This window comes from Kribbella antibiotica (assembly GCF_004349055.1).
Lineage (GTDB): Bacteria > Actinomycetota > Actinomycetes > Propionibacteriales > Kribbellaceae > Kribbella > Kribbella antibiotica.
In genome coordinates this window covers 25,411-33,473 of the sequence record NZ_SMKX01000095.1, presented here as the reverse complement: position 1 = coordinate 33,473, position 8,063 = coordinate 25,411, and the positions used below count along the sequence as shown (strand labels likewise).

Below are 8,063 nucleotides of genomic sequence, written 5' to 3'. Positions count from 1 at the left end.
CCGGTGGTTGGGGTGGGCACTCGTTGGTGGGCTGGGTCAGGACCACAACCGGCGGCTGACATCGCTGGGGTTGCGACTGTTGCCTGCCGGTACATCGGCGTGGTTGGCGTGTTGCGCAGGACGAATGGGACTGGCGACATCGAGTAGGCGTGAGTCGCGGGGACGCTTGGCGAGCGTGGCAGGGCCGGTGTCCACCGCCTTTCGCTACTCGGGCCGGGGCGACGACGATCATCGGGCGACCAGGTGGCCGGTACCGCTGAGGGTCGACAGGTCGATGTCGGCGACGCATCGCACCGGCATGTAGTTCAGCGTCAGGGTTCCCTCGAGGTGCACGGTCCCGGTTGCGCCGGTGAAGTCGGCGGCACTGAGATCGGTCGCTTCTTTGGTGACGCGGACGCCGAGGTCGGTGCCGCCCTTGGTTTCGGGGAACAGGAGGAAGACGTAGCCGATGTCGGTCAGGCGTCGGTGGAACTCGGCCACGGTCGGCGCCGGGCCGCCGACGGTGACCTGGCGGTTCTCGACGCAGAGGCGTTCGACGAGCTGGTCCATTGCAGGTTTCTCCTTGTTTCTAGCGGGATTCGGCCGGGTTGCCGTCCATCTGGAGGCGCAGGCTGAGCGGACGCATGTCGGTCCAGACGTCCTTCACGTACGCGAGGCACTCGTCCTTCGAGCCGCTGACGCCGGTGTCGGTCCAGCCGGCCGGAACGGTGAGGTAGTCCGGCCAGAGGGAGTACTGCTCCTCGTCGTTGACGAGAACCTTCTTGAGGTCGTTGTCGTCCATGACTTCGGTCTCCACTTCTTTCAGGAATCGGTGCAGGCTTCATTCGGTCGGTGTGGGGAAGAGCCACGGTGCCTCGTTCCGGCGCCGTCGCTCGTAGGCGAGGGTGTCGCTGCGGTGTGCCAGCGACCAGTCGATGTTGTCCAGTCCGGCCAGTAGCGACCGCTTCTTGAAGGGGTCGATGGCGAAGGAGTAGCTGTTCCCGTCCGCGGCGGTGAGTGTCTGAGCGGGGAGGTCGACGCGCCACCGCGGGCCGCTGCTGTCGAGGGACTTGACCAGTACGTCGATCTGCGCGGCATCCAGCGTGATCGGGAGAATGCCGCTGTTGAAGCAGTTCGTGTGGAAGATGTCCGCGAAGCCGATGGCGACGATGCACCGGATCCCGTACTCGTTCAGGGCCCAGGGCGCGTGCTCCCGGGACGAGCCGCAGCCGAAGTTGTCGCGGGCAACGAGAATGCTCGCGCCGGCGTACTGCGGCCGGTTCAGGACGAACCCCGGATCGAGCGTCCGCCCGTCCGCGAGGTAACGCCAGTTGCCGAACAGACCGGCTGCGAACCCGGTCCGCCGGACAGACTTGAGAAAGCGTGCCGGGATGATGTCGTCGGTGTTTACGTTGCTGCGCAGGAGCGGTACGACGATGCCGTCGTGCTGGACGAAGCTCTCCATCACCGCACCTCCTGCCACAGCTCGCGGGCATCGGCGAAGTGACCCACTACTGCCGTGGCCGCAGCGGTTGCCGGGCTGACCAGATGCGTGCGACCGCCGCGCCCCTGCCGGCCTTCGAAGTTGCGGTTGCTGGTCGAGGCGCAGCGTTCGCCGGGCGCGAGCCGGTCCCCGTTCATCGCGATACACATGCTGCAACCAGCTTCCCGCCACTCGAATCCGGCCGCCCGGAAGACATCGGCCAGCCCTTCGGCCTCCGCCTGCCGCCGGACACTCATGGACCCCGGTACGACGATCGCCCGGACACCGTCCGCGACGCGCCTCCCGGTGACGAGGCCGGCGGCGGCCCGGAGGTCCTCCACTCGTGCATTCGTGCATGAGCCGATGAAGACCGTGTCGACGGCGATGTCCTGCATCCGTTCACCGGGCTCCACGCCCATGTAGTCGAGCGCCTGCCACAGTCGGGCGCGTTCCTCGGGATCGCTGGTGTGCGCGGGATCCGGAACCGTCCCGGTCACGTCGACGACCATCCCCGGATCGGTACCCCAGGTGACCTGCGGGGCCAGCTGACCGAGGTCCAGCCGGTGTTCGGTGTCGAAGCGGGCCCCCGGATCGCCGGCGAGCTGCAGCCACTGCGCCGCTGCGCGCTCGAAGAGATCACCGGCCGGAGCGAACCGCCGGCCCCGGACGTACTCGATGGTGGCGTCGTCAGGCGCGACCATGCCGGCCCGCGCTCCGGCCTCGATCGCCATGTTGCACAACGTCATCCGGCCCTCGATCGTCAACGCCCGGACGGCGGATCCGCCGAACTCGATCACGTGATTCGTGCCCCCGTCGGTGCCGAGCCGCCCGATCACGGCCAAGGCGATGTCCTTCGCAGTCACCCCGGGAGCGAGCACTCCGTCGATCTCGACGCTCATGGTTCGGGGCTTGTGCTGCAGCAGGCACTGGGTGGCGAGGACGTGCTCGACCTCGCTGGTGCCGATCCCCACCGCGAAGATGCCGAGCGCACCGTGGGTCGAGGTGTGCGAGTCGCCGCACACCAGGGTCATCCCTGGCAGCGACAGGCCGAGCTCCGGGCCGATCACGTGCACGATCCCTTGGTCCTCGTGGTCCATGCCGAGCAACGTCACGCCGAAGTCCCGCGCGTTGTCCTCCATCGTCTCGATGCACAGCACGCTCTGCTCGTCGACGACGTCGATCAGCCGCCGCCCGGGCGTCGTCGGGACGTTGTGGTCGATCACGGCCACGACGGTTTCGGGGCGGTGCACCGGAAGGTCCCGCGCCCGCAGGCCGGCGAAGGCCTGGGGCGAGGTGGCTTCGTGGGTGAGATGCCGGTCGATGTACAGCATCGGGATCTCGCCGGGTTCGTCCCGGACGAGATGGCCGGCCCAGATCTTGTCGAACATGGTCCGGGGCGGATCCACGACCTCAGGCGCCATGGTGCACCTGCTCCTGCGCGTAGCACTCCTCGAGATCCTGCGCAGTGAGCTCGCGGCCCAGCTGGTTGGCCCGGCCGAGGATCCGCTCGATCATCGCCGGGGACAGCCGGTCCGGATCGCGCCCGCTGCTCAGATACGCGAGCTTGACGGCGCTGTGCCCACTCCACGGACTGACGCCGACCGACTGGACTCCGCCGACCGTCGCCGGATCGACGGCCGAATAGACAGTCCGCGCCATCTCGCGCAACTTGTGCTCCAAGGCGAAGTCGCGGGCCGCGTGGGCGGTGTCGGCCAGCCCGTACGCCTTGAGGATCGCGTCCGCGTGGATCCCGGACGAGGTGTGGCTGTAGCGCCGGCCCAGGACACCGTGTTCAGGGGTGGGGACGCCGACCATGTCCTGGTAGAAGGAGATCAGTTCGAGCAGCCGGCTCAGTTTCCACGGGACCGGCAGCCCGGCCTCCACCTGGATTGCCGCCAGGTTCAGAACCACCTCTTCGAGGGCGGCGTTGCCGGAGCGTTCGCCGACGCCTCGGGACACGACGTGGACCCGATCGATGCCGGCCGAGATCGCCATCATTGCGTTGCCCAGTGCGTTGCCGGTGTCGCGATGACCGTGCCAGTCCAGCTTGACGTGCGAGGCACCCAGCGCGGCGAGTTCCTGCCGGACGAAGTGCACCAGCCGATAGGCGCCGATCGGGCGGATCACCCCGATCGTGTCGGCCAGTGCGATGCAGTAGGCGCCGGCGCCGACCTGGGTGGCGACGATCTCCCGGACGTCCTCGGGGCTTGTCTGCGTCGTGTGCTCGGTCCCCGCGATGACCGGGATACCGAGCTCTGCCGTCCGGCGGATGTAGGTGTCCAGCTTGTCCAGGATGAACTCGAGCTCCCACCCCTGGGCCAGCCGGCGCGACGGCGCCGTACCCATGAACACCAGAGATTCGACCCCTGGGTGAATCCGCCGGCAGTCGGCCGTCCAGCGCAACGAGTCGTCGGTGCACAACGACAGGACGGACGGGACGATCGACGGCACCTCGTCCCGCATCCGGGCCAGGAGATCCTTCATCGCCGTGTCGAGGGTGGCCGCGTTGCCCGGGTAGATCCCGACGGTCGCCTGCTTGATCCCGAAGTCGTCGAGCAGGTGCAGGTACTGCACCATTTTCTCGGGCGACGGATAGCCGGTGATGCCTTGCAGGCCGTCGCGCAGGCACTCCGACAGCAGGACCACGCGGGCAACCTGCGCCGCGCGCGGTTCGCCCGCGACCTGGGTCGGCAGCGGGGCGATCGGATTCTTGTCGCTGTTCCAATTGAAGTTCTGTGGAACGTCGTTGCAGCTCATGTCATCCTCACAATCTGGGCACTTCACTGGGGAGTGATCGGTGCGATCCCGACCGAGAAGCGGATGTAGTCGTCGGAGTAGCCGAAGGTCGAGCCGGGGATCCCGGCGATACCGGTTCGCTCGAGGACCGAGAAGCAGTCCTGACCCGGTCTGAGCCGGCTCCACGTGTAGATCGTTGCGTCGTCGTCGAGGTAGATGTGCTCGAACAGATGGTGTACGTCGTCGTGGCGGCGTAGCTGTTCGCGCAGTCCGGCCCTTCGCAGCCGGTAGAGCGCGCGGATCTTCCCGACGAGACCGGGGTTCTGCTGGAAGAGCGCGTGGTAGGCCATGAACCGCAGCTGCCACTCGCCGGGCAGCGATCCGACGCTGCTGGTCCAGCTGGCGCCCATCTCAGTGGCGAATTCGGCGCTGCCGAAGGTGACCCAGCCGAACCGTTCTCCGGTCAGGGTGTGCGTCTTGGACAGGCTGCTCAGACAGATCAGCTGCCGGTTCACCACGGGATCGGCGGTCAGCTGCAGCATGCGTTCGAGGTCGTCCTCCGGTCGCCCGGTTCCGACGTACGCGAGATCGGCCAGGACGTGGATGCGGCGCCCGCGATCCGCGAACTCCCGGAAGACCGACCGGATCTCGGCCAGTTGGTCCGGTGAGTACGCGAAGGCCGTCGGATTGTTGGTCACCGTCAGATAGACGACAGTGATGTCCGGGTTCTTCTCTAGCTCCCGTGCCAGCAGGCGGCCGGTGAGTTTGAAGCTGTCCCGGGATCGCGTGCGCACCTTGTGCAAGCGATACCCGTACGCCGTTGCCTGCAGCTCAGGCAGTGTGTATCCGGGAGCAGCCACCAGCATCGCGCCCGGCGTCGGGCCGATCCGCGCGATCCCGCGAAGCACCTTGTCGACGCAATCCGTCGTACCCAGTCCGAGAGCGATCCGCTGAGCGTCGACGTGCAGTCCCCAGTGCTGCATGTCCGCCGCCAGTCGTTCCCGCAGCACCGGGTTCCCGACGCCATGAATGTCGTAGAGCCGCGGGTCGTAGCCCGCCGCGAGCAGTTGCCGCTCGGCGTCGACCATGTACTCCCGCAACGACCGGTACCCCGCCCCGGAGGCGACGTACCCGTTGATGTTCTCGCCTGGCAAGGCGACTCCGAGCTCGTCGGCGAGCATCCGGAAATCGCCGGGACCACCCGGCTCGCCTTCGCATTCGGTGACTTGGCGCAGATCGACGTCGCCGATCGTCCGGTCGACGATCTCGCGCCGGACGACGGCCGGGTCGAGCCGGCGGGCGGCGCATTCGCGCTGCAACTCCTCTACGATCCGTGCCATCACCCGGATGGGTGGTTCCTGGCCGACCGGCCCGGTGCCGCGGTAGCTGCGCAACAGTTCGTTCCGCGCCTGCCGAACCAGCAGGCGCTGCTCGTCGAGACCTGCGGCTGCGGCCGTCATGGCCGCAGCCGATCGCGGATCTGCCGGCCGAGCTCGCGGGTACCGACAACCGTGCTCTCGGACTGGTCGCAGTAATGGATGTCCGCGGTCCGGTAGCCCGCCTGGACCACTTCCTCGACGGCCGTCTCGACGGCCGCGGCCTCGCGGTGCAGGCCGAGTGAGTACCGCAGGAGCAGGGCGGCCGAGAGGATCGTGCCGATCGGGTTGGCCAGGTTCAGGCCGGCGATGTCGGGGGCGGAGCCGTGCACAGGTTCGTAGAGCCCGAACAGCCCGTGCTCGGTGCGGCGTGCCCCTAAACTTGCCGAGGGCAACATCCCGATCGATCCGGTCAGCATCGACGCCGCGTCCGTGAGGATGTCGCCGAACAGGTTCTCGGTGACGAGGACGTCGAAATCCGCCGGACTGCGGATGAGTCGCATCGCGCACGTGTCGACCAGCATGTGCTCGTAGGTCACTGCGGGGTGGTCCCGGGCGACGCGGTCGACGACCCGTCGCCAAAGCACGGACGAGCTGAGGACATTGGCCTTGTCGACCGAGGTAAGTCTTCGGCCACGGCGGCCGGCGATCTCGAAGGCCGTCCGGACGACGCGCTCGATCTCGCTCTCGGTGTAGGTCAGGGTGTCGATGGCCTCGAGTTGGGCACCCCGGCGGCGGATCTCGCTGGGCTTTCCGGCGACGGTCTCCAGATGCCCGTAGTACAGGCCCGCGGACAGTTCGCGGACGAAGACCATGTCGGTGCCTTTGAGGTACTCCGACCTGAGCGGCGAAGCCAGGTCCAGCGCCTCGAACGGCTTGATCGGCCGGATGTTCGCGTAGAGGTCGAACGTCGTCCGCAATCGGCTGAGTGCAAGCTCCGGACGCGGACCGGCGCCTTCGTGGAGGGTTCCACCGACTGCGCCGAAGAGGATCGCGTCGGAGCGGGCACACGCGCCCAGAGTGTCGACCGAGATGGCCTCGCCGTCTGCCTTGACGGCGGCGAGCCCGACGAGGCAGTGCTGGAAGGTGAAGGTGTGGTGGAAGAGTTCCCCGACGCGCTGGAGAACCTCGACGGCTTGGGCAGTGACCTCCGGACCGGTGCCGTCACCGGCCAGTACGGCGATCGCCGCGCGGCTCATCGGGTCACCGCCGGACGACGGTCGGTGTGGAAGGACAGCAAGCGGTCGACGAGCGAGCCGCGCCAGCAGATCAGGTCGTGGCCGCCGGCGTATTCGGAGTAGTCGACCGGGTAGCCGCGCTCTTGCAGGACGTCGTGCATGTTCCGGTGGGTCGTCATCGGATCGAACTCACCGATCGGCCCTTCCAGGCTGCCGATCTCCAGAGCGAACCGGATCGGCAGCCGTGGACTCCGCTCGTACTGTCGCGTCAACCATTCGTCCTCGAGCTCGGAGTTGCGGCCGGGCCACCAGAACGAGCCCGACTGGGAGATGACGTTGCCGAACAGGTCCGGCGACCGATGGGCGACGTACGCCGCGGCCAGGCCGCCGAAGCAGGAGCCGCCGACGACCGTCCGCTGTGGGTCCTTGGTGACGTTGTAGTTCTCCCGAAGCCAGGGCATCAGCTCGTCGCGGAGGAAGTCGTGGAACGGCGGATGGCAGGGCAGCTCCCGAGCCCGGACCTGCTGATCGAGGTTGCTGTGCATGACCAGCACGTACGGCGGGATCCGACCGGTGTGGAGGAGGTTGTCGAGGACCGTCGTCACATTGGCGAAGTTGTAGTACGCCCAGCCGTCGAACAGCAGGAACACGTCGTAGTCGTCGCCGTCCGGGTCGTAACCCGGCGGGACGTGGACACCGACGTGGTGCTGGGTCCCGAGGATCGTGCTGTCCATGGTGGTCAGCTGGGTCTTGCCCTTTGCCACTCCGCGGCGGGCGACGTTCCACGGCTGTCCCGGAGCCGCCGGCAGTTCGAGGACGGAGACGATGTACTTGTTCTGCTCGTTGCCGAAGATCGGGAAGTCCCGCGGGTTCAGCGGATCGGGCCGGTAGCCCGGCAACCGGGCCAGGACGTCGGCATAGGAGTCGTACGGTTCGAGCGAGTCGTTGACGGACAGGAGATACGTCGTGCGCAGGTTCGACGGCAGGAAGTACGACTTGTACCAGAGGTCGGTGCCCGTGACGGTGTCCATCGTGTACTTGCTCAGGTCCCCGTCGCTCGGGGCGCTGTAGAGCACGACCAGGACGTTCTCGGTAGCGCCCGGATCGCGCCACAGGAATGTGACGAGCGTCCGGGAGTCGTCCTCTTCGACCTGTTCCATCAAGGGCGCACCCGAGGCCTCGACCTCCTGCCAGAGTGCGTCGAGGGCGCTGCGGTCACCGGCTTCGACGGCCGCGGCGACCTGGGCGATGCGCGGACTCGCCAGAGCTGGTTCCGGAACGAAACTCATGGTTTCTCCTTCGGTACGGCGA

Annotated in this window: 8 protein-coding genes; all 8 read right to left on the bottom strand. The window is 67.5% G+C overall.

What is annotated here, in order from left to right; translation table 11 throughout:
* Nucleotides 1-228: 228 nt before the first annotated feature.
* Genes E1263_RS27350 through fes form a run of 8 tightly spaced genes read right to left on the bottom strand, consistent with a single transcriptional unit; the run spans nucleotide 229 to nucleotide 8,041 of the window.
* A complete protein-coding gene (locus E1263_RS27350; RefSeq protein WP_132172399.1) occupies nucleotides 229-549 on the bottom strand; it encodes an MbtH domain protein in 321 nt (106 codons plus the stop codon).
* Between the two features lie 19 nt (nucleotides 550-568).
* Complete coding sequence (locus E1263_RS27345; RefSeq protein ID WP_132172397.1) at nucleotides 569-781, bottom strand: MbtH family protein; 213 nt, start codon at nucleotides 779-781, stop codon at nucleotides 569-571.
* A gap of 39 nt (nucleotides 782-820) precedes the next feature.
* On the bottom strand, nucleotides 821-1,444 hold the full coding sequence (leuD, locus tag E1263_RS27340; protein ID WP_132172395.1) for a 3-isopropylmalate dehydratase small subunit: 624 nt from the start codon (nucleotides 1,442-1,444) through the stop codon (nucleotides 821-823).
* Nucleotides 1,444-2,883, bottom strand: coding sequence for a 3-isopropylmalate dehydratase large subunit (leuC, locus tag E1263_RS27335; protein WP_132172393.1), 1,440 nt, complete (start codon nucleotides 2,881-2,883; stop codon nucleotides 1,444-1,446). The genes leuD and leuC overlap by 1 nt, the downstream gene beginning before the upstream one ends.
* Nucleotides 2,873-4,219 (bottom strand): hypothetical protein, encoded by a 1,347-nt coding sequence (locus E1263_RS27330; protein WP_132172391.1) that lies wholly within the window; start codon nucleotides 4,217-4,219, stop codon nucleotides 2,873-2,875. The genes leuC and E1263_RS27330 overlap by 11 nt, the downstream gene beginning before the upstream one ends.
* 23 nt (nucleotides 4,220-4,242) lie before the next feature.
* Nucleotides 4,243-5,658 (bottom strand): pyridoxal phosphate-dependent aminotransferase, encoded by a 1,416-nt coding sequence (locus E1263_RS27325; protein WP_132172389.1) that lies wholly within the window; start codon nucleotides 5,656-5,658, stop codon nucleotides 4,243-4,245.
* A complete protein-coding gene (gene leuB / locus E1263_RS27320; protein WP_132172387.1) occupies nucleotides 5,655-6,773 on the bottom strand; it encodes a 3-isopropylmalate dehydrogenase in 1,119 nt (372 codons plus the stop codon). The genes E1263_RS27325 and leuB overlap by 4 nt, the downstream gene beginning before the upstream one ends.
* Nucleotides 6,770-8,041 (bottom strand): enterochelin esterase, encoded by a 1,272-nt coding sequence (gene fes / locus E1263_RS27315; RefSeq protein WP_132172385.1) that lies wholly within the window; start codon nucleotides 8,039-8,041, stop codon nucleotides 6,770-6,772. The genes leuB and fes overlap by 4 nt, the downstream gene beginning before the upstream one ends.
* Nucleotides 8,042-8,063 lie beyond the last annotated feature (22 nt).

What these genes read in the sequence shown, in the direction of transcription:
- E1263_RS27350 (WP_132172399.1), bottom strand. Translation starts at nt 549, where the DNA reads ATGGACCAGCTCGTCGAACGCCTCTGCGTCGAGAACCGCCAGGTCACC.
- E1263_RS27345 (WP_132172397.1), bottom strand. Translation starts at nt 781, where the DNA reads ATGGACGACAACGACCTCAAGAAGGTTCTCGTCAACGACGAGGAGCAG.
- leuD (WP_132172395.1), bottom strand. Translation starts at nt 1,444, where the DNA reads ATGGAGAGCTTCGTCCAGCACGACGGCATCGTCGTACCGCTCCTGCGC.
- leuC (WP_132172393.1), bottom strand. Translation starts at nt 2,883, where the DNA reads ATGGCGCCTGAGGTCGTGGATCCGCCCCGGACCATGTTCGACAAGATC.
- E1263_RS27330 (WP_132172391.1), bottom strand. Translation starts at nt 4,219, where the DNA reads ATGAGCTGCAACGACGTTCCACAGAACTTCAATTGGAACAGCGACAAG.
- E1263_RS27325 (WP_132172389.1), bottom strand. Translation starts at nt 5,658, where the DNA reads ATGACGGCCGCAGCCGCAGGTCTCGACGAGCAGCGCCTGCTGGTTCGG.
- leuB (WP_132172387.1), bottom strand. Translation starts at nt 6,773, where the DNA reads ATGAGCCGCGCGGCGATCGCCGTACTGGCCGGTGACGGCACCGGTCCG.
- fes (WP_132172385.1), bottom strand. Translation starts at nt 8,041, where the DNA reads ATGAGTTTCGTTCCGGAACCAGCTCTGGCGAGTCCGCGCATCGCCCAG.